Below are 23,439 nucleotides of genomic sequence, written 5' to 3' on the forward strand. Positions count from 1 at the left end.
GACATGGCAGACCTGGACGACGCGACCACCGCCGATGCCCTGGAGCAGGCCAGGGAGGATCTGCGCAGGCAGCGTGAGCTCCTGAAGGAGCTGCTGCGGGAGAAGTACGAACCGATCGCGATCGTGGGCGTCGGCCTGCGCTTTCCCGGCGGGAACAACTCCCTGGAGGAATTCACCGAGTTCCTGCGCGAGGGACGCAGCGCCATCGGCCCGCTCCCGAAGGACCGCTGGGACGTCGAGGCATACGCGTCCGGTGAGGGCCGCGGCGTCATCCGGACCACGGGCGGCGGCTTCCTCGACGGCCTCGAACGGTTCGACCCCAAGTTCTTCAGGACGGCCCCGGCCGAGGCGCACTGTCTGGACCCGCAACAGCGGCTGGTGCTGGAGACGGCGTGGGAGTCCCTCGAACACGCGGGGATCGATCCGACCGCACTGCGGCACGGCAACGGCGGCATCTACGTGGGCGCCAGCTCCCTCGACTACGTGATGGAGATGGACGAGCTTCCCGACGACGAACTGGACGGGCGGATCGCGGCCGGGGTCTCGCACTCGGGCATCTGCGGCAGACTCTCGTACTTCCTCGGCTGGCGCGGGCCCTCCATCACCGTGGACACCGCCTGCTCGGCCTCCCTCGTGGCACTCCACCTCGCCGTCCAGGGGCTGCGCCGCCGCGAGTGCGACATCGCCCTGGCCGGCGGGGTCAACGCCATCCACCACCCCCGGAGCACCGCGCTCTTCTCCGATCTGACCGCGCTCTCGCCCGACGGCCTCTGCAAGACCTTCGACGACGCGGCCGACGGCTACGGCCGGGCCGAGGGCTGCGGCATGATCGTGCTGAAGCGGCTCTCGGACGCCAGGCGCGACGGCGACACCGTCCTGGCGCTCGTCCGTGGCAGCGCCGTCGGGCAGGACGGGGAGAGCGCCGGGCTCACCGTGCCCAACGGCGCTGCGCAGGAAACCCTGTTGCGGCGGGCGCTCAGCAGCGCCCGGCTGGAGCCCGGCGACATCCAGTACGTGGAGGCGCACGGCACCGGAACCCCTCTCGGGGACCCGATCGAGATCGGTGCGATCAGCGAGGTCTTCGCGGACTCGCACAGCAGGAACGATCCGGTGATCGTCGGCTCGTCCAAGACCAACCTCGGACACATGGAGCCGGCCGCGGGGATCGGCGGAGTCATCAAGGCCGTCGCCCAGCTCCGCAGCGGCGAGATCTTCCCGCACCTCAACTTCGAGAAGCCGTCGTCACGCATTCCCTGGGAGGTCTCCCCGGTCGAGATCCCCACGCGGACCCGCCCCTGGACGTCCGGCACCCGGCGCGCGATGGTCAACTCCTTCGGCTTCGCCGGAACTCTGGCGTCCGCAGTCCTCGAAGAGGCGCCCGCCGACGCGGACGCCCCCGCCCGCGAGCAGGCGGACCCGACCGGGGCCGCGAACCGTGAGACGGACGCCCGGTCCGGGGACGCGGACCGTGAGGCGGACGGGCGGCCCGTCGGCGCCGGCCGGGAGAGCGGTCATGTCTTCACACTGTCCGCGAAGTCGGCCCGCTCCCTCGCCCTGCAGATCGAGCGCTACCAGCGGCTGCTGGCCGACCGGCCCGACCTGCCCGTCGACGCCATCTGCCACACCGGCAACACCGGTCGCGCCCACTTCGACCACCGGATCGCCGGAGTCGTCCGCGATCACGCCGGTCTCTGCGCACTGCTCGCCGACCGGGCCGCCAGGCCCACGGCCGACAGGCCGGAGGCCGTACGCAAAGCGGTCTTCCTGTTCACCGGACAGGGCGCGCAGCACCCGGGCATGGGTCTCGCCCTGTACGGCCGCCACCCGCTGTTCCGCCGGACCGTCGACGAGCTGGACGAGCTGTTCGCCCCGCATCTGGGCCGCTCCATCAGGGAGTTGATGTTCGGCCGTACCGAGGACGCCGAGGAACTGCATCGCACCCGGTACACCCAGCCCGCCCTGTTCGTCCTGGAGTACGCGCTGGCGCGGCTGTGGCTCTCCTGGGGCGTGCGGCCCTCCGCCGTCATCGGACACAGCATCGGCGAGGTGGTCGCCGCGACCGTCGCCGGACTCTTCACCGTGGCCGACGCGGTGCGGCTGGTGGCGGTGCGGGCCCGGCTGATGGACTCGGTCACCGCTCCCGGCGGCATGGTGGCCGTCGGGGCTCCCGCCGAGACGGTGAACGCCTTGGTGGAGCCGTACGAGGACCTCGCCGTCGCCGCGTACAACGCACCCACGCAGTGCGTCATCTCGGGAGGCGCCGCCTCGCTCGACGCGGCGACCACCGCGCTGACCGCCAAGGGCGTGCGGGTCAAGCGGCTGCCCGTCTCGCACGCCTTCCACTCGCCGCTGATGGGCGCGGTCACCGAGGAGTTCCGGGCGGCCTTCGACGACATCGTCTTCCACGAGCCCGAGTTCACCCTGATCTCCAACCTCACGGGCCAGGTGGCCCGGTGGCGGGACATCTCCAAGCCCGACTACTGGGTCCGGCACATCGCCGAACCGGTGGACTTCGCGGCCGGGATGCGCACCGTGGCCCGGCGCGGCAGGCACGCGTACATCGAGATCGGGCCGTCCGCCACGCTGTCCTCGCTGGCCCGGGAGAACCTCGACGCCCCGGGCGACACCTGGCTGCCCAGCCTGCGCCCGGCCCAGCAGGACGACCTGGCGCTGCTGTCGTCGGTCGCCAAGCTGTACGCCGCCGGCTACCCGGTGTCCTGGACCGGCTTCCACTCGGAGCGGCGGATGCGGCGGGTGGTGCTGCCGGGCTATGCCTTCGACCGCCAGGAGTACTGGCTCCGGTCGGCGAACCCGCGCCGCTTCTCGCCCGGGGCCGGAGCGGGAGACCGGCCGAGCACCGCACCGGACGCCCCGGCGACCGTGCCCGTCGCCACCGCCCCGGCGGAGCTGGACACCGGACGGCTGCTCTCCATGGGCCAGGACGAACGGCTGGCCGCCCTCACCGGACACATCCGTGCGCTGATGGCCGCCGAGCTCCAGTTCGACGACCCCGCGGAGATCGAGCCCGGCGCGCACTTCCTCGACCTGGGTCTGGACTCGCTGGCCGCCGCCCGGCTCAGCGGGCAGCTGGGCACGGCCCTGGGCCGCAGGACCACGGTGTCCGAGGTGCTGGACCACCCCAGCGCACGCTCCCTGGCCGAGTTCGCCGAGCAACGGCTGACCTCGGACTGAACCCCGCGCCGCACCCGGACGGGCAGCAACCTTCCGATCAGCCGGACCTGTTGAGGGAGAGACCATGGACGAGGCCACGCCAGAGACACTCGCCGCCATCCCCGGACACCACGCCGCCGTCCGGCCCGATCATGTCGCCATGATCCACCTCGGCACCGAGGTGACGTACGCCGAACTCGACCGTGAGAGCAACCGCGCCGCGCACGCCCTGCTCGCCGCGGGGCTCGCTCCCGGCGACCGGGTCGCGTTCCTCGGCATGGAGTCGCAGTACTACTACGAGATCGCCTTCGCCTGCGCCAAGAGCGGCACCGTCCTGGTACCGGTCAACTGGCGGCTCACCGAGAGCGAGGTCGAGCACCAGTTGCGCGACTCCTGCGCCCGGCTGCTCTTCGTGGAGGAGGAGTACCGCGCCACCGCCGAGCAGGTCGAGGCCGACCTGCCGGAGCTGAAGACGATCGTCGGCATGGATGTCCGGGGACGGCGCGGCGCGGGTTACGCGGACTGGAAGTCCGCCTTCCCGGACTTCGGCACCGGCTATCGCCCCGATCCCGCCCAGCCCGTCGCCCAGATGTACACGAGCGGCACCACCGGACTGCCGAAGGGCGTGGTACTGCCCCACCGGAGCTTCTTCGCGCTGGGCCGGGCCATGGACGACAACGGCCTGGACTGGGTGGACTGGAAACCCGGCGACAAGAGCCTGATCGGGCTGCCGGGACTGCACATCGCCGGGCTCTCCTGGTCCATGCAGGGGTTCACCGCCGGCGTGACGAACGTGATCATGCGGATGTTCGTCGCGCAGGAAGCGGTCGCGCTGATCAGGGACGTGGGCGTCACCACCACGTTCGTCGCCCCGGCCATGCTCCAGATGATGCTGGCCGAGCCCGCCGCGTCCAAGGAGACCTTCGCGACACTGCGCAAGGCGGTCTACGGCGGATCGCCGATCGCGGAGGAGTTGCTGGTCCGCTCCCTCGACGTGCTGGAGGCCGATCTGGTGCAGGCCTACGCCGCCACCGAGACGGGCAACGCGGTGGCCCTGCTGCCGATGCCCGACCACATACCGGGAAGCCCCCGGCTGCGTGCCGCCGGGCGTGCGTGCCCGGGGGTGGAGATACGGATCGTCGCCGACGGCAGGACCTGTGCGGCGGGGGAGACCGGCGAGGTGTGGGTGCGGTCGGCCGCGGTCATGCTGGGCTACTGGAACCTGCCGGAGGCCACCGCGCGGACCCTGACGGACGGATGGCTGCGGATGGGCGACGCCGGCTACCTCGACGAGGACGGCTACCTCTATCTCTGCGACCGGATCAAGGACACGATCATCGTCGCCGGGGAGAACGTCTACCCCGGCGAGGTGGAGGAGGCACTCGGCAAGCACCCCGCGGTGGCCGAGGTGGCGGTCATCGGTGCTCCGCACCCTCGTTGGGGCGAGGCGGTGCATGCCTGCGTGGTGCTGAACGAGGGCATGCGGGCGACCCCGAGGGAACTGATGCTGTCCCTGAAGGGGCGGATCGCCGACTTCAAGATCCCCGTCCGGTACGACTTCCTGGACGGCCTGCCCCGCAACTCGACCGGCAAGGTGCTCCGCCGCGAACTGCGGGACCGGTTCTGGGCAGGGCGGGCCAGCAGGATCCACTGACGGCTGACGGTGGTACCGGTGCCGAAACCGAAACCAGCTTCGGCCCCGGGGGGGGGGGGGGGGGGGGGGGGGCGGGGGGCGCCCCCCCCGCGCGGCCCCCCCCCCCCCCGCCGGCCCCGCGGGGCCCGACCCCGCACCCCCCCCCCCCCCCCCGCCGCGCCCCCCCCCCCCCCCCCCCCGCCGCCCCCCCCCCCCCCCCCCCCCCCCCGGGGCCGGTGTCAGCCGCGGCGCGGGCCCGCCGCGCCGCGCCGCAGCCGGCGCGCCAGATCCGCGGCCACCGCCATGGCCTGCTCGTAGATGTAGAAGTGACCGCCCGGCAGCTCGTTGAGCCCCTGGAACGCGTCCGCCCGGTCCGCCCAGGCGCCCATGGCGCCCCCGCCCAGGAGCGGGTCCGAGGCCCCGCCGTAGGCCACCACCGGGCAGTCGACCCGCGCACGGTCGTCCGTGTATCCGTTGACCACGGTGAAGTCCGCGCGCAGCGTGGGGAGTACGAGGTCGAGCAGCTCGCGGTTCCCGGTGACCTCCGGCGGCAGGCCCCCGAACTCCTCGACACGGGCCAGGAATTCCTCGTCGGAGAGCTGGGCGACGGGCACCGGGCTCGGCCGGTGGGCGCTCCCCTCCCATCCGGAGACCGCGAGCAGCGCGGGGGCGGGTGCACCGTCCTTCTGCAGGGCGAGGGTCAACCGGTAGGCGATCAGCGCGCCCATGCTGTGCCCGAAGAACGCGAAGCGACGTCCGTCGAGGTCGTCCTCCAGGGCCTCGTAGACGGCCTCGACGAGGTCGTCCAGATCGGTGAACGCGGGGGTGGCGCGACGGTTCTGCCGGCCGGGCAGCTGGACCGCCGCGACCTCCACGTCGTCGGGCAGCATCTGCGCCCAGCGGGCGTACGTCGCGGCCGACCCGCCCGCGTGGTGGAACACGTACAGCCGGCACGCCGCGTCGGGCCGTGCCCGGCCGGTGTGGAACCAAGCGGCGCCGAGCCCCGCGTTCTCCTGGACCATCTGCCCCTCCCGCGCTTGTGCCGCGACGGGCGGGGACCTTGCCGCCACCGCCGCCTCGCGTCCGTACCACTCGACGCTAGGCAGCGGGCAGTGGCCGGAACAATTACCTGGCAGGTAATCGACACCCTCTCCACCGCGCGCGCAGGGTGGGGGGACTTGTACTGGTTCGAGCGTGGGGAAGAGCGCTGTGAACGACGCCAACACCGCACCACCGAAAGCGGGCCGCGCCACCGCCGAGGGAACCGGCTCCCTGGCGCTGCCGGTGATCCTGGCCGGCACCTTCATGGTCGTACTCGACTTCTTCATCGTGAACGTCGCGATCCCCGCGGTGCAGAGCGAGCTCGGCGCGAGTACGGCCCAGGTCCAGCTGATCGTGGCCGGATACGGGCTGGCGTACGCCTGTGGCCTGATCACGGCGGGACGGCTGGGTGACATCTTCGGCCGACGCCGTCTGTACGTCATCGGGCTGCTGCTGTTCACGGCGGCCTCGCTGGTGTGCGGGATCGCGCCCGACGCCCCGGTGCTGGTGCTCGCCAGGGTTGCCCAGGGCATCGGGGCCGCGGTGCTCTCGCCGCAGGTGCTGACCATTCTCGGGGTCACGTACACCGGCGCTTCCCGCGCTCGGGCGTTCACGGCGTACGGCCTGGTCCTGGCCTCGGCCTCGGTCGGCGGCCAGCTGATAGGCGGGGCGCTGATCCAGGCCGATGTCGCCGGGCTGGGCTGGCGCAGCTGCTTCCTGATCAATGTGCCGATCGGGGCCGCCGCTCTGCTGCTGACCCCGAAGCTGATCTCGGAGTCACGCGCGGAGGGGGCCAGCCGGCTCGACATCCCCGGGATGGTGCTGGTCACCCTGGGGCTGGTGGCCGTGGTGCTGCCGCTGGTCGAAGGCCGGGAGGCGGGCTGGCCGGCCTGGACCTGGGTGTGCCTGATCCTCGCCGTGCCGTTCCTCGGAGCCTTTCTGCTGCATCAGCGGCGGCTGTCGGCGAGCGGCGGCTCGCCCCTGCTGGATCCGGGGCTCTTCCGTCAGCGTGCGTTCACCGTCGGACTGCTCGCGGTGATCGTCTTCTATTCGGGGATGGCCTCGTTCTTCCTCGTCCTCGCGCTGTATCTGCAGCAGGGCCGCGGCCTGAGCGCACTGGACTCCGGTCTCACCTTCACGGTCATGGGCGTCGGGTTCTTCGTCACGTCCGTCTCCGGGCGGCGGCTCGGCGCTTGGCTGGGGCGACAGGCCCTGGCCCTCGGGGGCGTGCTCATCGCGGTCGGCCAGCTGCTGCTCTTCCTCACGGTGTCCCGCATCGGCGTCGAGGGGAACATCTGGCTGCTCGCCCCGGCCCTGCTGCTCGACGGAGCGGGGATGGGAATGGTGATGGCGCCGCTCAACTCGACGGTCCTGGCCGGTATTCCGCCCCGCCTGGCCGGTGCGGCCTCCGGGGTTCTGACCACGATGATGCAGGTGGGCAACGCGCTGGGCGTCGCGCTGATCGGCATCATCTACTACGGCAGCGTCGACGCCGCGCCGGCGAGCGCAGCGGACGGGCTGGACGCCGGGCTGGTGTACCTGGCCGCCCTCGCGCTCGTCCTGGTCGTCGCCATCCAGTTGCTGCCGGGAAAGCCCGCGCCGGCGAAGCCTGCAGAGCGCACGGGGGTCGAGGAGACCGTCTGAGCGCACGGCGGTCGAGAAGGCCTTCCGAGCCCACACCATCCGAACCCGAACCCGAACCCGAACCCGGACCCGAACCCGAACCCGGACCCGAACCCGGGCCTGCCGAGCGCACCCGGACTCGGACCCTTGAGCGCACCCGCGGTCGCGGGTGCGCTCAACGGCCGGTCGGCAGCAGGGGACAGCCCTCCGGAACCGCCGCGCGCAGATGTTCGCTCCAGTGGCGGGAGTGGAGCGTGGCGGCCGTGTGCGTGTCGGCGGGATAGAACGTCTCTATGGTCAGCTCGGCCAGTGTGGCGTCGGCGGGCGCCACGAAGGCGGTCACGGCACTGAAGAATCTCAACTCGGTCCCGAGCGCGCGGATGTGCAGCGGAATCGCGACATGGTGGGCTTCCGCGGGATCGAGGGTGCTCGCCTCCGACCCCAGCAGGCCCGACGGGTAGCGGTAGGCGCGGACCTCCTCGTACAGGGCACCGAGCCGCTCGTCGTTGGTGAACGCGGCATCGCGCCTCAGCCGGGAGAGCAGATGCCGGCGCCACTCGGCGAAGTTGGTGATCCGCCGCGCCATACCCATCGGATGCAGCCCGAGCCGCACGACGTTGACGGGTGGCAGCAGCAGCTCCTCGGCGACACCGTCCAGCAGCGCCATCGCCGACCTGTTGGCGCGGCACAGATCCGAAACGGTGTCGAAGACCAGGGCGGGGTACGGCTCGTGGCCGGTGAGGAGCCGCTCGACGGCCTCGTTGGCTCGATCCATGTGGGACTCACCGATCGGAGTCTCCTCATAGGCGGGCGCATATCCGGCGGCCATGATCAAACCATTGCGCTGACGCACGGGCACGTCCAACCGGTCGCAGAGCCGCAGGAGCAGTTCGCGACTCGGCCTGGCGCGTCCGGTCTCTATGAAGCTCAGATGACGGCTGGATGTCTCCGCCAGCAGGGCGAGCGCCATTTGGCTCAGATTGCGGCGGTGGCGCCACTCCCGGAGCATGGGGCCGATTCGATTGGGCTTCGTGTGTCCGCTGGGCATCGTGTGTCCGCGCATTTGTCCATGGTAGGCAGCCGGACTTCACCCTTCGCGGCCCGGCCGTGAGCTGTAATAAACTTTGGCCGGAATGATTCGCCCATGGCCGCAGGGCTTTTAATCGCCCGCCCAGGTGTTGTCCTCCTCGTAAATAAACGGCGAATCGACGGTAAGAATCCGGACTGTCCTGATCCCGGACGTGTGGCGTCGTGTCCGTCCAGTATCCGGATGGGTCAGTCGACCGTCAGGGCCGTATCAGTGCGCCCTGCCAGAATCGCCGACGTGCCGAGTCGCGCAGCTTTCGGCCACTTCCGTGTTTCCGCAGCCTTTGTCTCCGCAGCGTCGAGCATCCAGCACCTCGGAAGGAAGACGTCGAATCGTGGAATCTCCCACAGGGACCTTCGGACAAGTCGCCACGAGTGGTTCGCGACCGCCCCGACCCGTGTTCCTCAGCTACGACTCGTATATCGCCGGACATGAGGTGCCAGCGGAAAGACACGTCTACACGGTGAAGACGTCGTCGATTCTTGACGACGTCTTCAGGAGCCTGACACTCAAACGGAAACTGGAGCGTGGTAAAGCCGATCCCGCGGACGCGGCGGACTTTGTCGTGGGACGCTGCGCGCTGGCCGACGACCGCACGGTCGAAGAGGCGTCCCGCGAAGCGGCCGCGGCGGCTCCGGTGTGGGCACGGTTTCCGCTGGAACGGCGTCTCGCGCTGGGCCGGGGAATCCGCGAACGGCTGCTCCGCCACCACCTGGAGTTCGTCGATCTGCTCATCGCCGAAGGAAACCCCAGGGCGCTCGCCGAATGGCAGGTGGCCGGTCTGCTGGAGATCTTCAGCGAGGAGACCCTCGGCTGGTGCGCCCGGCAGATGGAGCAGAGCATCGAGCACGCCGGCCGACGGATGACCGTACGGCGTGTGGCGGACGGCGTGGTCGCCGTCAACCCGCCGCAGAACGCTCCCGCCAGCAGTGCCCTGTTCGGGATCACTCCGCTGATCGCCGGCAACGCCGTGGTCGTACGGGCACCGCGCAGCGCACCGCTCGGCGTCATGTACGCGATGCGTGAGCTGGTCGCCCCGGCGCTCGACGACATCGGCGCGCCCCCCGGGACGCTCAACGTCTTCTGCTCCCGCCCCGGACCGGCCATCAAGAGCTGGCTGGAGAGCCCGCACATCAACGACATCTTCTACACCGGGGGCGTGACCACCGGCCTGGAGCTGGAGCGTGACTGCGTCGCGCACGGCAAGAAGCCCGTCCTCGAACTCGCGGGCAACGACGCCGTGCTGATCTGGCACGACGCCGATCTGGAGGCCGCCTGCGAGGCACTCGTCGAGTGCTTCTTCGGCTCGGGTCAGATCTGCATGGTGCCCAACCAGGTGATCGTGCACCCCGCCGTCGCCGAGCAACTGCTGGAACGCCTGCGGCTGACCGCGTCACTGATCCGCCCGGGACTGCCCGAGGACCCCGGCGCGCTGCTCTCCCCCGTGCTGCGCAGCGAGCGCTTCTACGCCTACGTCCAGGACGCACTGGACAAGGGCGCCACCCTGATCCACGGCGCCCGCCGGATGGAGACCGACGGCACGCCCTCCGACACGGGCCTCTTCCTGGAGCCGACCGTCCTGCGGGTGGACGGCCTCGAACACTGCCGGGACATCGAGGCGGTCGCCGAGGAGACGTTCTTCCCGCTGCTGCCGGTCATCGTGCCCGAGCAGGCCCCCGACGGCGAACTGCTCGACCGGATGCTCGCCTATGTCAACAGCAACCCCTACGGGCTGCGCAACTCGCTGTGGACCAAGGACGAGGCCGTCGCCGACCGCTTCGTGAACGAGGTCTCCAACGGCGGTCTGCTCAAGGTCAACGACTCGCACATCGGTTTCCTGCCCTATCTGCCGACGCACGGCGGCACCGGACGTACCGGCGGCGCCTTCGGCGAGGCCAACTACCCGATGCTGCGCACCACTCACCTGCAGGGCGTCTCCCGCGCCACCGGGGTAAGGCCGCGCGAGGCGGTGTTCGGAGCGTACGCCGAGCTCGCCGGGATGCGTCCGGGGCCGCTGCCGACCGCCACGCCGGAAAACAACTCTGAGGAGCAGTAATGCAGTTCATGCAAGCCGACCGCGATACCTGTGACGCGCTGCTGCCCGGCCTGCTGGACCGGCTGGCCGAAGTTCCCTTCGCCGAACTGGAGTCCGGCGACAGCCCCGCCGTCGGGATCTTCCGCGACCACGGCGGATCCAATCTGCTGGTGCCCGCCGCGTTCGGCGGGGCGGACGCCACCGCGCTCCAGGCGGCCCGGGTGGTGCGCGCCCTGGGCGCCGTGGCTCCTTCCCTCTCCGTGGCGACGGCCATGCACCACTTCTCGATCGGCACGCTCTTCGGTGTCGCCGACACCTTCGCGGACGGCACGGACCTCGACGAGCTGCTGCTGAAGCGGGTCTCCCAGGAACGCCTGCTGGTGGCCTCGGCCTTCGCCGAGGGGCGCACCGAACAGGGAATCCTCAGCCCCACCATGGAGGCCCGGCCGGTGGACGGCGGGTATCTGCTGACCGGCTCCAAGAAACCGTGCAGCCTGTCGAAGTCCATGGACCTGATCACCGCGAGCGTCGGGATGCGTCGGCCGGACGGCTCGGTCGACATGGGCTTTCTGATCCTGCCCGCCGACACCCCCGGCATCAGTGTGCATCCCTTCTGGAAGACCAGCGCGCTGCAGGGCACCGAGAGCAACGAGGTGCGTCTGACCGATGTGTTCGTGACCGATCGTCAGATCCTTCAGCCGCCGGCCGAACTGGCCGAGGAGCTCAGCGAGCTCCAGGAGGTCGGCCTGATCTGGTTCCAGATGATCGTGTGCGCCGCCTACACCGGCATGGCCAGCTCCCTGGTCGACCGGGTACTCAAGCGCGGACGCGGCTCCGCCTCCGACCGCGGGGCGCTCGCCGTCGGCATCGAGACCGCGGCCGCGCTCACCGAGGGACTGGCCCGGCGCGTCATGGACGGCGACACCGACAACGACGGGCTCGCGGCCGCGCTGGTCACCCGGTTCGGTGTGCAGAAGCTGATCGCCGAGATCACCTCACAGGCCGTGGAGATGCTCGGTGGCATGGCCTTCATCTCCTCCTCCGACATCGCGTACCTCGCCGCGGCGACCCACGCGATCGCCTTCCACCCGCCGTCGCGCACCAGCACCGTCGACGGCCTGCTCGACTACTACGCCGGCCAGCCGCTGGTCGTGGCATGACACCGGGAGCGTCCACGATGACCACCACGTACACCGACACCGCGCCGGCCCCCGCCAAGGACCCGTACGCCGACCTCGTCACCCGCTACCGCCGCTTCCTGAGCAAGGGCCGTGCCTCGCTCGGCGAGATGTTCGGCGGCGATGTGGAGGTCGCCGCCGAGGGCCCCTGGATCCACACCGCGTCCGGGAGCCGCATCCTCAACTGCGGCGGATACGGCGTCTTCCTGATGGGCGCCCGGCACCCCCGGGTCGTCGCCGAGGTGACCCGGCAGCTCAACGCCAACCCGGTCGCCACCCGGCTGCTCCTCGAACCCGCCGTCGTCGACGCGGCCGAGGCGCTGATCGACGTCGTTCCCGCCGGGCTGCAGAAGGTGCACTTCGCGGGATCCGGCGCGGAGGCGGTGGAAGGCGCCATCAAGCTGGCGCGCGCCCAGGGCCGCGGCCGTCTGATCTCCATGGACCTCGGCTACCACGGCAAGACCATGGGCGCCCTCAGCCTCACCGCGAAGGACGTCTTCCAGGAGCCGTTCCGGCCGTTGCTGCCGCAGGTCTCGCACGTGCCGTACGGCGACGCCGCCGCCCTGGAGGCCGAGCTGGCGCGCTTCCCCGGAGAGGGCTGCGTCATCGTCGAGCCGGTGCAGGGCGAGGCCGGCGTGATCGTGCCGCCGGAGGGCTATCTGCGGGACGTCGCCCGGCTCTGCCGCGAGTACGGCGCGCTCTTCGTGCTCGACGAGATCCAGACCGGCCTCGGCCGCCTCGGCACCTGGTGGGGCGCCGACCGGGAGGGCGTCGTGCCGGACATCCTCCTGGTGGGCAAGGGACTGGCCGGCGGTGTGGTGCCGGTCTCGGCACTGGTCGCGACCCCTCAGGTGTTCCGGCCCTTCGACAAGGACCCGTTCATCCACACCTCGACCTTCTCCGGCAACCCGCTCGCGATGGCCGCCGCCCGCGGGGCGCTCGCCGCCATCAAGGAGGACTCCCTGGTCGAACGGTCCGACGAGCTGGGGCGGCTGCTGCTGACCGAGCTGGAGCGGATCGCCCGCGAGGTGCTCGGCCACCGGCTGCTCGAAGTACGCGGAGCGGGACTGCTCATCGGTCTGGAGTTCACCGTGCCCGGACTGGCAGGGGACCTGCTCCTGGAGCTGATCGGCGCCGGTGTCCTCGCCAACCACTCGCTCAACTCCTCCACCGTCATGCGGCTGACCCCACCGGCGGTGCTCAGCCAGGACGACGTGCAGTTCCTCCTCGACGCCTTCGAGAAGGCCGCCCGCGCCGTCCTCGCCTAAGGGCGGTAACCCCTGGCGGGCGCGCGACGACAGCTACGGCACCTCGCCGCATTGTCGGAACGTCCGCATACATCCAGTATGCGGATGTCCTCCGCCTCGCGATGCACCGCATCTGACGCCGCGCGCTGATCCACCAGGGATTACAGGACAGCCCTTGGCCACCGGACCGTACGGCCGCCCTTCCCCCTCCGACAACTGGAGCAGAATCACCGTGAGAAGCATTCACCTCCTGGTGGCCCTGGACACCGAGAACCCCTCGGCGGCCTTCGAGACCATCGCGGACTTCACCCGCTTCGCGGACATCGCGGAGGACATCCACGTCGTCGAAACCCATCGGCCCACCGCCCCGGACGCACCCCGCGACAGCGACTGGGAGGTCAACTTCCGGCGCGGCATCATGCGCTGGAACGAGGCGGAGATCCTCGATCCGGAGAAGCTGAGGATCGAATTCGACCAGACCGACGGCGACTTCGAGGAATTCCGGGGCAGCTGGCAGCTCACCCCGGCCGGCTCCGGCATCGAGGTCCGCTTCGAGGTCACCTACGACTTCGGCATCGAGAGCCTCGTGGGAATCATGGACCCCATCGCCGAACGCGTGATCAAGCGGGCCATCTGCTCCGTACTCGAAGGGCTCTTCGGTTCCATCACGGTGCTGGAGGGCGGCGAGGCGCTCACCGATCTGCCCGGTCCCGCTCCGGAGCCGGCCCACTCGCTCTCCGCCCGAGGAGGCGCCTGATGGATGCGCTGAACCGCTTCGACACCAGGACCACCTACCGGCTGATCCGGCTCGAATACCTCTTCGCCCTCGGTGTCAGCTTCTACTTCTTCTTCCGGCACCTGGGCGACATCCGCTGGTGGCCCTTCGCCCTGCTCTTCGTCTACATCGACCTGATCGGCTACATCCCCGGCGCCATCGCCTATCACCGCAGCAAGACCAAGCGGATACCGAAGGCGTACTACGTGCTGTACAACACCATGCACAGCATGGCGACCCAGGGCGCCGTCGCCCTGCTGTGGATCCTGCTGATCGGCAACGAGTGGGCGCTGCTCGCCCTCCCCATCCATCTGTGCGGCGACCGGGCCCTGTTCGGCAATTTCCTGAAGCCGTTCGGCGTCAGCTTCGAGCCCGTCGTCCATCCGCAGTTCGCCGCGCTGGAAGCGGCCGTGGAGCAGGGACCGGGAAGGCCCCCGGCCTCCGCCCCCGCCCCGGCTCCCGCCCGTCAGTCCGCCACCTCATGAGCTCGCCGATCGGCACGGCGCACCGGCCGGTCGTCGAGACCACGGTGTGGAGCGCGGCCCGGAGGTTCCCCACCGGGGTGTCGGTGGTGACCGTGGGCAGCGGGGACGCGGTGCACGGCAGCACGGTCAGCGCGTTCTCCTTCGTCTCCCACGAACCTCCGCTGATCTCCGTCTGTCTGCAGAACGACAGTTCGCTGCTCCCGCGCATCACGCAGCACCGCGACTTCACCGTCAATGTGCTCGCCGCCCACCAGTCCGCGCTGGCCCGGCACTTCGCCAGCCGCTCCAAGAGCCCGGGACGCGCCCAGTTCCAAGGGGTGCAGTGGACGCCGGGCGAGGGCGGTGTGCCGAGGCTGCGGTCCGCCCTGAGCTGGCTGCACTGCCGGGTGCACGAATGCGTTCCGGCCGGTGACCACATGGTCGTACTGGCCACCGTGACGGCCTGCGCGGCCGAGGGCGGCGGAGCCCCACTGCTGTACTTCGCCGGGCATCTTCACCCCGGTCACATCCGGATCGAGGAGGAAACCACATGACCACGCAGATTCCCGCCGAGGCGGACTGGGACCAGGCCCCCGGGCTGCTCGAAGGCGCCATGGACCTGGAGCTCACCGCGGCGGACTGCAACCTCCGCTACTGGCTGCAGGCCGTACCGCAGGGCACCCTGCGCGGCCGGCCGGACGGACACGACCCCGCGCTCACCGTGGCCCCGTACATGCTGGAGGGGCCGTTCTTCGAGGCCATCACCCAGGAGTACGCCTTCCGGGCACTGGCCGAGGAGAAGGCCACCCGGGTGCTGTCGTACCTGGTCCCGATCGCTCCGGACAACGACACCATGGAGTTCTACGCCACCCAGGTGCTGGACGAGTGCCGGCACGCCATGGTCTTCCGCAACCACCTGCTGGCGCTGGGCATCGCCCCCGAGCGGCTGGTCGAGGCCGTCGACACCTTCGCCTCGCCGTACAAGGACAGCGTGCTGGGGCCGCTGGAGCAGTGCAGCCTGGAAATCATGCGTGACGACCGCGACTTCATCGGCGGCGTGGTGATGATGACCATCATCCTGGAGGGCGCCCTCGCCCCCGCCGCCGAACTGAGCGAGCGCAAGTGGCGTCCCCTCGACCCGGCGGCGGCGGAGATCGACAAGGGCGCGGGCATCGACGAGATCCGTCATCTGACGGTCGGGGCGGACATCGCGCGCCGTCATCTGGTCGACCACCCGCAGGACAAGGACCGGGTCGTCGAACTCATCCGCCGCGGCATGGACATGTGGGAGGAGCTCCCCACCCACGACATGGTGCACTGGCGCGAGGAGAGGTTCCAGGAGGGGCTGCGCCGCCACGGTGACGTGGTGGGCGACTACGAGATCTGGCCGGGCCGGCGGCTGATCGACACCACCCCGCAGGAGCGGCAGGACACCGCCGACCAGTGGTCCGACGACATGAAGGCCAAGCGCCTGAAGTACATGGGGCTGGAAGAGGCCCTCGCATGACGGGCCCGGCCGCGGCCGGGCGGCCGACCGGCCCGGCCGCGGTGCTGTGCGGGCTCGGCGCCTGGCTGCCGCCCCGGGTGGTGACCAACGAGGAGCTCGTCGCCCGGATGGACACCTCGGACGAGTGGATCCGGACCCGTACCGGCATCCGGCAACGCCATGTGATCGAGCCCGGGATGTCGACCGGTTCGCTCGCCGTCGAGGCCGGGGCCAGGGCCCTGAAGTCGGCGCAGCAGGAATCCGTCGGCGCGGTGGTCCTCGCCACCACCACCCCGGACCGCCCGTGCCCGGCGACCGCCCCGGAGGTGGCCGCGCGGCTCGGTCTGGACGGCGTCCCGGCCTTCGACATCGGGGCCGTCTGCGCCGGATTCGTCTACGCACTGGCGACCGGGGCGGGCCTGATCGCCTCCGGTACGGCGGACGACGTCCTGGTGATCGGCGCGGACGTCTACTCGACACTGCTCGATCCCCAGGACCGCACCACCGGCCCGATCTTCGGGGACGGTGCCGGAGCCGTCGTACTGCGCCGCGGCGAGGCGGACGAGCCGGGCGCGCTCGGCGGGTTCGACCTGGGCACCGACGGGCACCTCTCCGATCTGATCGAGGTACCGGCCGGAGGTTCGCGCCAGCGGGGCAGCGGAGTACCGGCCGGGCCCCGGGACCACTACTTCGCCATGCAGGGCAAGCAGGTGTTCCGGCACGCGGTGCTGCGGATGACCGGCTCCGTGCGCAAGGTCGTCGACCGGGCCGGCTGGACCGTGCGGGACCTCGACCGGCTCGCCGCCCACCAGGCCAACTCCCGCATTCTCGACGCCCTCACCGAACAGCTCGGGCTGCCGGGCGAACGCGCCCTGTCCAACATCGACCGGGTCGGCAACACCGCGGCGGCGTCCGTTCCGCTGCTGCTCGCCGACTCGGTGGCCGACGGCACCCTGCGCGCCGGCCACTCGGTGGTGCTCACCTCCTTCGGAGGCGGCCTCGCCTGGGGCTCCACCACGCTGCGCTGGCCGCAGCTGGACGCCGTCTGACGGCAGGCACTGGCACACCGTCCCCCACCCGTCCCGTCCCACCCCCCCGTGCGTACATCGTTAAGGAGACAGAGATGCCCAGCGTTCTCGACCGGATCACCGAGGTTCTCGTCAGCCGGTTCGGAGTCGAGCCGGAGGAGGTCACCGAGGACACCACGATGCGCGATCTCGACCTGGACTCGCTGGCCCTGGTCGAATTCGCCCTGGTCGCCGGCGGTGAGTTCGGCATACAGATCGACGACGAGGAGGTCGGCGCCGAATCGTCGGTCAAGGACCTGATCGCCCTCATCGACAGCAAGAGCGCCGTGCTGTGATCCCCGACCGCGACGGCGCCGGGGCCCGTGACATAGCGGTCACCGGCCTCGGCCTGGCGACTCCCGCGGGCATCGGGGTGGCGGAGAACTGGACGCGGGTCCTGGACGCCGAACCGACCGCGGCCCGCGATGCCGCTCTGGCGGGGCTGCCGGTCGACTTCAGCTGCCGCGCCGCCGACTTCGACCCGGTGGCCCACTTCGGCAAGCGGCGGGCCTGGCGGCTCGACCGCTATGTGCAGCTGGCCCTGATCGCCGCGGCAGAGGCCGTCCACGAGAGCGGGCTCGACCCCGCCGACTGGGACGGAGCCCGGGTCGGCGTGGTCCTCGGCAACGCCCTCGGCGGCACCGCCACCTTCGAGCAGCAGGTCCGCACCCTCGACCGGCAGGGAGCGGCCTCCGTCTCACCGATGCTGGTGCCGATGTCCGCGGTCAACATGGTGTCCGGTTACGCGGCCATGGAGTTCGGCGCCCTCGGTCCCAACCTGGTCACCGCCACGGCATGCGCCTCGGGCGCCACCGCCATCGGCACGGCGCGGGACCTGCTGCGGTCCGGCACCTGCGACGTGGTGATCACGGGCGGCACCGAGGCGAGCCTGACCCCGACGGTACTGACCGGGTTCGCCCGGATGGGAGCACTCTCCCGGCGGAGCGACGATCCGGCCGCGGCCTCCCGCCCGTTCGACACCGACCGGGACGGATTCGTGGCGGCGGAGGGCGCGGGGGTGCTGGTGCTGGAGCGGGAGGCCGACGCCCGCGCCCGCGGCGCCCGGGTACGGGCCCGGCTGAGCGGGTACGGGGCGTCGGCCGACGCCCATCACGCCACCGCCCCCGACCCCGAGGGGCGCGGCGCCGAACGCGCGATCCGCACGGCACTGCGCGACGCGGGGGTGGCCCCGGACGAGGTCGACCATGTGAACGCGCACGGCACCTCGACCCCGCTCAACGACCTCACCGAGGCCCGGGTGCTGAAACGGGTGCTCGGGACGCGCCCCGCCGTGACCTCGTCCAAGGGCGTGACCGGGCACTCGCTCGGCGCCGCGGGAGCCATCGAGGCGGCGCTCACCGTCCTCGCCCTGGAACACGGGACCGTGCCGCCCACCGCCAACCTCGACAGCGTCGACCCCGCCATCGAGGTCGACATCGTGGCGAAGGCGCCCCGGGCCCTGCCGATCGGAGTCGCGCTGAGCAACTCCTTCGGATTCGGGGGACAGAACGCCGTGCTCGTGTTCACCGCGGCCTGACCGCGGAGCCATTCGGCTCGACATGAAGGAGAACGCTCATGCCTGCCCGACAGGACTCGCTGACCATCTCGCCGACAGGCTCCTTCGAGGAGCTGTCCGAACAGGTCAAGCAGGCCGGGCTGATGGATCCCCGGAAGGACTACTTCACCTTCAAGATAATCTCCAACCTCGTTCTGTTCGGGGCCTGCTGGGCGGCCCTGTTCTGGTTCGGGGACACCTGGTGGCAACTGGTGACGGCGGTCGTGCTGGGACTGGCCTTCGTCCAGACCGGCTTCATCGCGCACGACACGGGCCACAAGCAGATCAGCAAGGCCAAGGTGCCCTCCGAGGTGCTGGGCGCCATCCACATGAATCTGCTGATGGGCACCGCGTACGGCTGGTGGATCAACCACCACAACCGGCACCACAGCAACCCCAACAACCTCGACCGCGACCCGGACACGATGCGCCGTCAGGTCATCTTCGACGTGGACGAGATGCCGGCGAAGGCGACGAGCGGCTTCCGGCGGTTCGTCATCCGCTTCCAGTCGGTGATGTTCTTCGTGCTGCTGGGGCAGGAGGCCTGGCGACTGCACGCGTCCGGCTTCAAGGCGGCGCGCGCGGGTGGGCTGCGCCGGCCCGTCCTGGAGCTCGGGCTGATCGGGGTGCACGCCGTGGTCTGCCTGGCCGCCGTGTTCACCGTGCTGTCACCACTGACCGGCGTGGTGTTCGTGCTCCTCAACCAGGCGGTGTTCGGCCTGTATCTGGGAGCCGTCTTCGCCCCGAACCACAAGGGCATGGTCGTCTACCGCAGCGATGTCCAGCTCGACTGGCTCCACCGTCAGGTGCTGACGTCGCGGAACATCCGGTCCAGCCGGCTGACCGACTTCATGTACGGGGGGCTGAACTACCAGATCGAGCATCATCTGTTCCCCGCCATGCCCCGCGTCAATCTTCGGCATGTGCGGCCGATGGTCATCGACTACTGTGCGGAGCACTCCATCCCGTACCGCGAGGTGTCGGTCTGGGCGTCGTACCGCGAGGTGGCCGCCTTCCTCGGGAAGGTGAGCGACGAGGCCCGCAACGGCGCGGAACCGCAGGCTGCGTGAGTGTCACGGCCGGGTCCGACGGTGCCGGACCGCGCGTCGCCGCGCGGCATCGGGTGCCGCCGGGCCCGTGTGCCGGATGGTACGCGGACGCTCAGCCGTACCGGCCGACGCACAGGTATTCTTGGCTGTTTTTTTGCACACCGCGCTGAGAATGGGTTTTATCACGACCCCGGTGCGGCGTCAATTACTGAGTGGGTAATGGACTTTGCCAATTGCCCTCCTGCACAGTTGGTCGAGCGAGGGGCATGCTCGATATCTATTCGACGAGTGGCGGCCCTTCCCGACGGTCAACGGACGATTGGACGCGGGGGGATTCGTGACATTCAGGGTTCTTGGCTCAGTTGGAATAACAAGCGGAACCGGCCTGACCGCTTTACGGGGTGCCCGTCAGTGCACACTGCTCGCGCTGCTGCTCCTGAAGGCGGGTGAGCCGGTGACCAAGGAGCAGTTCTTCGAGGAGCTGTGGGAGGAAGGAATACCGAGTCAGCCCGGAAACGCATTACAGGCCCAGGTGGCCCGGCTGCGGAAGGTGCTCCGCGCGGAGCTCGGCGACGAGTTCGTCTGCCGGCGGCTCATCACCCGCCCGTCCAGCTACGTGCTGGACGTCGATCCGCTGGAAGTGGACGTCCATCTCTTCGGCTCCCTGACGAAACAGGCACGCGGGCTGATGCGGAATGACCCCGTCGCCGCGAGGGAGCTGTTCGACCGGGCCCTGTCGCTCTGGCGCGGCGCACCGCTGGAGGGTGTCACGGGCGGCCCGATCTGCCAGAGCGCCGCCGCCCAGTTCGAGGAGAACCGGCTTTCGGCCGTGGAAACACGGATACAGCTCGACATCGCGATCGACGGATACGCGCAGGCCGTGAGCGAGTTGAAGATGCTCGCCTACCTCGCCCCCTGGCGGGAGCGGCTGTTCGAGCTGTTGATGGTGTGCCTCTACCGGCTCGGCCGTCAGGCCGAGGCCATACAGACCTACAACCAGTTGCGCAGCCGCCTGGTCGAGGAGTTCGGGATGGAGCCCTCGCCGAGCGTCAAGAGCTGCATGATGGCGATCCTCAACCAGGACCCGGCGCTGGGCGGCGCCGAACGGCTCGTGGTGGCACGTACCCCGCTGTGCGGTACCGCGGTCGCGTCCTGACCCGACGCCCCGGCACACCGCTCCCTGCTCCACGCACCCCGGAAAGCGATTGTCGATGACGGAGGAATTTCTCGTGACGAAGCCCGACCGGACCACTTCGCCGGATGCGCCGACGACGGAACTCGACGATGTGCGCGATCTGATTCTGCGCTACCCCGGCGTCGCCCGTGCGCGACTGGAGCGGACAGCCGCGGGCCGGCTGACCGCGCGCATCCAGGGCTGGGACAACGCGAATGACCTCTCACCGGCCGGGCCGCTGAGCGAACTCGCCGAGATAAACCCGCACGAAACACGTTTTCTCTACGACGAGATATTTTCCGCCGAATCCTACTTGCAGGGCGGTATTACTCTCCGCGAGGACGCCGTGGTCTTCGACGTGGGCGCGAATATCGGAATGTTCAGCCTCTTCATCGGTGCCCGCTGCCCCTCGGCCAGCGTTTTCGCCTACGAACCGGTGCCCGACGTCTTCGACGTGCTGCGCAGCAACGTCGAGCGGCACGGTGTCTCCGCGCGGCTGCTGCCCTTCGGGCTGTCCGACCGGGAGCAGGAGATCGTCTTCAACTTCTATCCGGGCATCTCGATCATGTCGTGCCGCAGTGACTACGCGGACCTGGACAACGAGGTCGACCTGATCAAGCAGTACGTCGCGAACACCCGGGAGACCGGCGCCTCGGGCCGGGACGACCACCTGGCCCAGGTGGAGGCCCTGGTCGCCAAGGACTTCGAACTCACCGAGCGGCGCTGCCGGCTGAGGGCGCTCTCCGATGTGATCGAGGAGACCGGAGTGGAGCGCATCGATCTGCTGAAGATCGATGTGCAGCGGGCGGAGCTGGACGTCCTGCGGGGCGTCCACGAGCGTCACTGGTCCCTGATCCAGCAGATCAGCATGGAGGTCCACGACGAGAAGGGCACCCCGACCGAAGGCCGGGTGCAGCTCGTGACGGACCTGCTGACCGCGAACGGTTTCCGGGCCGCCGTGGCCGAGGAGGACCTGCTGCGCGGCACCGGCCGGTACGCGGTACAGGCGGTTCGCCCCGAGTACGCGGACGATCCCCGGCCGGTGGTGGCCTCGGCCGATTCCGGCAAGCCGCGCCTCGATCCGCGGGCCATCCTCGACTGGCTGGCCGAGCAACGGCCCGCCGGGCCGGTTCCGGACGAGATCGTGCTGGTCGACGGCCTGCCGCCGCAGGACTGAGCGACCCGACCCGGGCCGACGCCCGAACATCGCACAGGGGCCCGCCGGACCGGATCCGGGGGGTCCCTGTTCGTCCTGCACACACTGCCCGCACGGCCGGGTGCCGGACGGGACACGGTGCGCACGGCGCGGAAGACCCCCGGGACCGGTGAGGTCCCGGGGGTCTTCCGGACGGCGAGGGGTGACCGTCCGGCGGTGGTTCTTCAGGCGGAGGCCCGTTCGGGCGCCGTGGCCAGCAGTGCGTCCAGCTCCGCCAGCGCCAGGTCCGCCGCCGCGGCGGCGGCGGCGCTGTCCGGGTCGCCGGCCAGGCCGAAGAAGGTGTTCAGCAGCTGCCCCTCGGCGGCTTCCAGCTGCTCCGGTGTCGGTCCCATGACAAGCTCCCGGGTCTCGGATCGGGTCGGACGGATGTGGCGCCGCCTCAGACGGCGTTGGCCGCCTTGAAGATGTGAAGGAGCCCGCTCAGCCGGGCCTCGCCCTGGAAGGCCACGTACTCCGGCAGCACCAGCGGCGCCCACTTCTGCTTGTAGGCCAGCTGCGTCTGAGCCGGGTACACGGCCGCGCCATTGGCCAGCAGCCACCGCATGAACCAGGCGAACCCCTTGCTGGCGCCCGGCACTTCGTACTCCTCGTCCAGCCCGGTGAACGGGGTGAACCCGAAGTGCAGCCAGTCGGCCCCCTCGGAGACGAAGGTGTCGATGGCCGTCCGGTTGATGGCCTCCATGATGCCCGGCACCTTGTCCGGAAGCCGGCGGCTGAGGTCGTGCAGCCAGCCGCTGCGGCTGCCGTGGGCGGGGGAGTAGGAGATGTACCCGACGGGCTTGCCGTCGATCCGGCCCACGAAGAGACGGCGCAGCGCCTGCGCCTCGCCGCCCAGTTCACCCACCAGGAACTCCAGCGGCTTGGCGTGCTCGCCCTTGCTGCCCAGCCAGGCGCGGTCGACCTCGGCCACCGCCTCCGCACAGTCCGCCAGAGGGCTCTCCGTCACGGTGAGCCCGGCCCGGAACGAACGGGCGATCTTGTTCCGCAGCTGCATGAAGCGCGTGCCGCGCAGGCTGAAGTCGGCCAGATCGATGGCATACGACGCGCCCACCTGGTTCACGGTGAAGCCGTGCTCGGTGTACAGGCCGGTCTCCGCCCGCTGGAGCTGGACCGACACGACCGAACGATTTTGCGCGGCGGCGAACTCCAGAAAGCCCTTGAGCAGCCGGCCCGCGGCGTCCGGGGGAGAGAAGGGGCCGCCGAACTGCACCAGATAAGGGCCGGAGGTCCGGTACACGATCACTCCGGGCACACCCGGTAGTGAGAAGCGGGAATTACCGCTGCTGAGGGCCAGGAACGCGCTGGGATTGTCGCTGAACTCCGCCACGGCGCGGAGCGTGTTGTCGAAGTCGATGCTGTCTGCTGTGACACTGGAAGTCATCCTGCACGCCCCACGAGAATAGACGGGTAATGCGGTCTGCCGCCGCGCAGCGGGAAGTCAGACAGATCCGGCCCTGCTCCTGGTGGAGTGCAGGGCCGGATCCATTGCTGCGTGCTGCGGAGAGGGCAGGATTCGAACCTGCGTGGACCTTTGCGGGCCCGACCTTGCTTGCGCGCGGTCCCCGATAAACCACTCCGGGCACCTCTCCGTGTTCCCGGTCCGGTTTCCCGTCCCGTTCACAGGTAAGAGTCTGCCAG

Annotated in this window: 20 protein-coding genes and 1 tRNA gene; 16 read left to right on the top strand and 5 right to left on the bottom strand. The window is 70.2% G+C overall.

The window, feature by feature from the left end; genetic code table 11:
• Positions 1-3: 3 nt before the first annotated feature.
• Together ACF1B9_RS10830 and ACF1B9_RS10835 are read left to right on the top strand one after the other, a co-directional pair.
• A complete protein-coding gene (locus ACF1B9_RS10830; RefSeq protein ID WP_391740944.1) occupies positions 4-3,192 on the top strand; it encodes a type I polyketide synthase in 3,189 nt (1,062 codons plus the stop codon).
• A gap of 64 nt (positions 3,193-3,256) precedes the next feature.
• Positions 3,257-4,825 carry a long-chain-fatty-acid--CoA ligase gene (locus ACF1B9_RS10835; RefSeq protein WP_391740943.1) on the top strand — a complete coding sequence of 523 codons (1,569 nt, stop codon included), beginning with the start codon at positions 3,257-3,259 and terminating at the stop codon, positions 4,823-4,825.
• Between the two features lie 218 nt (positions 4,826-5,043).
• On the opposite strand, the gene ACF1B9_RS10840 is transcribed toward ACF1B9_RS10835, so the two are convergent.
• On the bottom strand, positions 5,044-5,826 hold the full coding sequence (locus ACF1B9_RS10840; RefSeq protein WP_365689626.1) for an alpha/beta fold hydrolase: 783 nt from the start codon (positions 5,824-5,826) through the stop codon (positions 5,044-5,046).
• Positions 5,827-6,013: 187 nt separating this feature from the next.
• On the opposite strand from ACF1B9_RS10840, the gene ACF1B9_RS10845 reads away from it, so the two are divergent.
• The gene (locus ACF1B9_RS10845; RefSeq protein WP_376270163.1) at positions 6,014-7,489 is read left to right on the top strand and encodes an MFS transporter; all 1,476 of its coding nucleotides are present in this window, start codon (positions 6,014-6,016) and stop codon (positions 7,487-7,489) included.
• Between the two features lie 154 nt (positions 7,490-7,643).
• Here ACF1B9_RS10845 and ACF1B9_RS10850 read toward each other — a convergent pair whose 3' ends face one another.
• Complete coding sequence (locus ACF1B9_RS10850) at positions 7,644-8,531, bottom strand: helix-turn-helix domain-containing protein (protein WP_391740942.1); 888 nt, start codon at positions 8,529-8,531, stop codon at positions 7,644-7,646.
• 460 nt (positions 8,532-8,991) lie between these two features.
• Here ACF1B9_RS10850 and ACF1B9_RS10855 point away from each other — a divergent pair, with 460 nt between their 5' ends.
• The 13 genes from ACF1B9_RS10855 to ACF1B9_RS10915 all read left to right on the top strand — a co-directional run bounded on the left by ACF1B9_RS10855 (position 8,992) and on the right by ACF1B9_RS10915 (position 21,762).
• Positions 8,992-10,611, top strand: coding sequence for an aldehyde dehydrogenase family protein (locus ACF1B9_RS10855; RefSeq protein ID WP_391740941.1), 1,620 nt, complete (start codon positions 8,992-8,994; stop codon positions 10,609-10,611).
• Positions 10,611-11,750 carry an acyl-CoA dehydrogenase gene (locus tag ACF1B9_RS10860; RefSeq protein ID WP_391740940.1) on the top strand — a complete coding sequence of 380 codons (1,140 nt, stop codon included), beginning with the start codon at positions 10,611-10,613 and terminating at the stop codon, positions 11,748-11,750. The genes ACF1B9_RS10855 and ACF1B9_RS10860 overlap by 1 nt, the downstream gene beginning before the upstream one ends.
• 17 nt (positions 11,751-11,767) lie before the next feature.
• Entirely contained in the window at positions 11,768-13,036 is a 1,269-nt protein-coding gene (locus ACF1B9_RS10865; protein WP_376270159.1) for an aspartate aminotransferase family protein, read from the top strand.
• Positions 13,037-13,247: 211 nt separating this feature from the next.
• Positions 13,248-13,772: a type II toxin-antitoxin system RatA family toxin gene (locus ACF1B9_RS10870; RefSeq protein WP_376209634.1), complete on the top strand. Its 525-nt coding sequence runs from the start codon at positions 13,248-13,250 to the stop codon at positions 13,770-13,772.
• Positions 13,772-14,275, top strand: a complete 504-nt coding sequence (locus tag ACF1B9_RS10875; RefSeq protein WP_391740939.1) for a hypothetical protein — start codon at positions 13,772-13,774, stop codon at positions 14,273-14,275. Before ACF1B9_RS10870 ends, ACF1B9_RS10875 begins: the two co-directional genes overlap by 1 nt.
• Entirely contained in the window at positions 14,272-14,808 is a 537-nt protein-coding gene (locus ACF1B9_RS10880; RefSeq protein WP_376209633.1) for a flavin reductase family protein, read from the top strand. Before ACF1B9_RS10875 ends, ACF1B9_RS10880 begins: the two co-directional genes overlap by 4 nt.
• On the top strand, positions 14,805-15,761 hold the full coding sequence (locus ACF1B9_RS10885; RefSeq protein WP_391740938.1) for a VlmB-like protein: 957 nt from the start codon (positions 14,805-14,807) through the stop codon (positions 15,759-15,761). The genes ACF1B9_RS10880 and ACF1B9_RS10885 overlap by 4 nt, the downstream gene beginning before the upstream one ends.
• Complete coding sequence (locus ACF1B9_RS10890) at positions 15,758-16,789, top strand: beta-ketoacyl-ACP synthase III (RefSeq protein WP_391740937.1); 1,032 nt, start codon at positions 15,758-15,760, stop codon at positions 16,787-16,789. Before ACF1B9_RS10885 ends, ACF1B9_RS10890 begins: the two co-directional genes overlap by 4 nt.
• Positions 16,790-16,863: 74 nt before the next feature.
• Entirely contained in the window at positions 16,864-17,103 is a 240-nt protein-coding gene (locus tag ACF1B9_RS10895; protein WP_351080480.1) for an acyl carrier protein, read from the top strand.
• Positions 17,100-18,344, top strand: coding sequence for a beta-ketoacyl-[acyl-carrier-protein] synthase family protein (locus ACF1B9_RS10900; RefSeq protein WP_391740936.1), 1,245 nt, complete (start codon positions 17,100-17,102; stop codon positions 18,342-18,344). Before ACF1B9_RS10895 ends, ACF1B9_RS10900 begins: the two co-directional genes overlap by 4 nt.
• Positions 18,345-18,382: 38 nt before the next feature.
• Complete coding sequence (locus ACF1B9_RS10905) at positions 18,383-19,432, top strand: fatty acid desaturase family protein (protein WP_376209627.1); 1,050 nt, start codon at positions 18,383-18,385, stop codon at positions 19,430-19,432.
• Between the two features lie 316 nt (positions 19,433-19,748).
• Complete coding sequence (locus ACF1B9_RS10910) at positions 19,749-20,567, top strand: BTAD domain-containing putative transcriptional regulator (RefSeq protein ID WP_391740935.1); 819 nt, start codon at positions 19,749-19,751, stop codon at positions 20,565-20,567.
• 73 nt (positions 20,568-20,640) lie between these two features.
• On the top strand, positions 20,641-21,762 hold the full coding sequence (locus tag ACF1B9_RS10915) for an FkbM family methyltransferase (RefSeq protein WP_391740934.1): 1,122 nt from the start codon (positions 20,641-20,643) through the stop codon (positions 21,760-21,762).
• A 203-nt stretch (positions 21,763-21,965) separates the two neighbouring features.
• Here the strand turns inward: ACF1B9_RS10915 and ACF1B9_RS10920 are convergent, their stop codons facing one another.
• The 3 genes from ACF1B9_RS10920 to ACF1B9_RS10930 form a co-directional block, all read right to left on the bottom strand.
• Complete coding sequence (locus ACF1B9_RS10920) at positions 21,966-22,133, bottom strand: ABC transporter ATP-binding protein (RefSeq protein WP_391740933.1); 168 nt, start codon at positions 22,131-22,133, stop codon at positions 21,966-21,968.
• A 47-nt stretch (positions 22,134-22,180) separates the two neighbouring features.
• Positions 22,181-23,182 carry a DUF2156 domain-containing protein gene (locus ACF1B9_RS10925; RefSeq protein ID WP_391740932.1) on the bottom strand — a complete coding sequence of 334 codons (1,002 nt, stop codon included), beginning with the start codon at positions 23,180-23,182 and terminating at the stop codon, positions 22,181-22,183.
• Positions 23,183-23,299: 117 nt separating this feature from the next.
• A tRNA-OTHER gene (locus tag ACF1B9_RS10930) sits at positions 23,300-23,390 on the bottom strand.
• Positions 23,391-23,439: the final 49 nt, after the last annotated feature.

The sequence above is a fragment of the Streptomyces sp. NPDC014727 genome (assembly GCF_043083485.1).
GTDB lineage: Bacteria > Actinomycetota > Actinomycetes > Streptomycetales > Streptomycetaceae > Streptomyces.

Bases quoted from the DNA above. Each gene is read 5' to 3' on its own strand.
- ACF1B9_RS10830 (WP_391740944.1), top strand. From the start codon at position 4: ATGGCAGACCTGGACGACGCGACCACCGCCGATGCCCTGGAGCAGGCC.
- ACF1B9_RS10835 (WP_391740943.1), top strand. From the start codon at position 3,257: ATGGACGAGGCCACGCCAGAGACACTCGCCGCCATCCCCGGACACCAC.
- ACF1B9_RS10840 (WP_365689626.1), bottom strand. From the start codon at position 5,826: ATGGTCCAGGAGAACGCGGGGCTCGGCGCCGCTTGGTTCCACACCGGC.
- ACF1B9_RS10850 (WP_391740942.1), bottom strand. From the start codon at position 8,531: ATGCGCGGACACACGATGCCCAGCGGACACACGAAGCCCAATCGAATC.
- ACF1B9_RS10860 (WP_391740940.1), top strand. From the start codon at position 10,611: ATGCAGTTCATGCAAGCCGACCGCGATACCTGTGACGCGCTGCTGCCC.
- ACF1B9_RS10865 (WP_376270159.1), top strand. From the start codon at position 11,768: ATGACCACCACGTACACCGACACCGCGCCGGCCCCCGCCAAGGACCCG.
- ACF1B9_RS10875 (WP_391740939.1), top strand. From the start codon at position 13,772: ATGGATGCGCTGAACCGCTTCGACACCAGGACCACCTACCGGCTGATC.
- ACF1B9_RS10880 (WP_376209633.1), top strand. From the start codon at position 14,272: ATGAGCTCGCCGATCGGCACGGCGCACCGGCCGGTCGTCGAGACCACG.
- ACF1B9_RS10885 (WP_391740938.1), top strand. From the start codon at position 14,805: ATGACCACGCAGATTCCCGCCGAGGCGGACTGGGACCAGGCCCCCGGG.
- ACF1B9_RS10890 (WP_391740937.1), top strand. From the start codon at position 15,758: ATGACGGGCCCGGCCGCGGCCGGGCGGCCGACCGGCCCGGCCGCGGTG.
- ACF1B9_RS10895 (WP_351080480.1), top strand. From the start codon at position 16,864: ATGCCCAGCGTTCTCGACCGGATCACCGAGGTTCTCGTCAGCCGGTTC.
- ACF1B9_RS10905 (WP_376209627.1), top strand. From the start codon at position 18,383: ATGCCTGCCCGACAGGACTCGCTGACCATCTCGCCGACAGGCTCCTTC.
- ACF1B9_RS10920 (WP_391740933.1), bottom strand. From the start codon at position 22,133: ATGGGACCGACACCGGAGCAGCTGGAAGCCGCCGAGGGGCAGCTGCTG.
- ACF1B9_RS10925 (WP_391740932.1), bottom strand. From the start codon at position 23,182: ATGACTTCCAGTGTCACAGCAGACAGCATCGACTTCGACAACACGCTC.